Annotated in this window: 1 protein-coding gene and 1 pseudogene; both read right to left on the reverse strand. The window is 55.1% G+C overall.

Features of this window, described 5'->3' with window-relative positions; translation table 11 throughout:
* Window positions 1-86: 86 nt before the first annotated feature.
* Window positions 87-263, reverse strand: coding sequence for a hypothetical protein (locus V7Q10_RS15200; protein WP_333869985.1), 177 nt, complete (start codon window positions 261-263; stop codon window positions 87-89).
* A 42-nt stretch (window positions 264-305) separates the two neighbouring features.
* Window positions 306-630, reverse strand: a pseudogene (locus tag V7Q10_RS15205) (DeoR/GlpR transcriptional regulator); the annotation flags it as partial.

Here is a 630-nt window from a genome sequence, read left to right on the forward strand (position 1 = left end):
GAAATCGCGATTGCATCAAGGCCCTGTGCGATCAGGCTTTTGATCACTTTGATCTGGCCTTCGGCGGTGGTGCTGGTTGGACTGGTTTAGATGATCCTTAAATCGTCCAGTCCTTTTGCCGCCTCTTCCGCGCTCTTGTTTGCGGCCGCGAAGAAACTGATACTAAGCGCCTTGACCACCAGCGCGATGCGGGTGGTTTTTGCGTCAGCTGCGATGCCCATCAAAGCTGTGGCCGTTGAAAGCTTCGTTAGAATCTTTTTCACAACACGCCTATTTTTCTTTCTAAACTGACAATGCAACCGGGTTTAGCACACCGCTTCTTCTGCTTGCGCCGCCCCTGTTGGGGCTACGATCAAGGTGACGTCCGCGGCCTCGAGCATGGCGGCGGCCTTATCTGAGATGCCTTCGTCGGTGATCACCGTGTCGATCCGACGAAGCGGGCACAGCACCAAAGAAGAGCGCTTGGAGAATTTAGAACTGTCGACCAGAACGATCAGCTCATCGGCCTGACCGATCAGCTTTTGTTCTGCCTGCGCCAGCAGCGGATCGCCCTCCATCAGCCCGATTGGCGCCAGCCCATGTGCGCTCATGAACATGCGCTTGGCATAGACATTGCGGGTTACATCATTG

The sequence above is a fragment of the Cypionkella sp. genome, assembly GCF_036782355.1.
Lineage (GTDB): Bacteria > Pseudomonadota > Alphaproteobacteria > Rhodobacterales > Rhodobacteraceae > Cypionkella.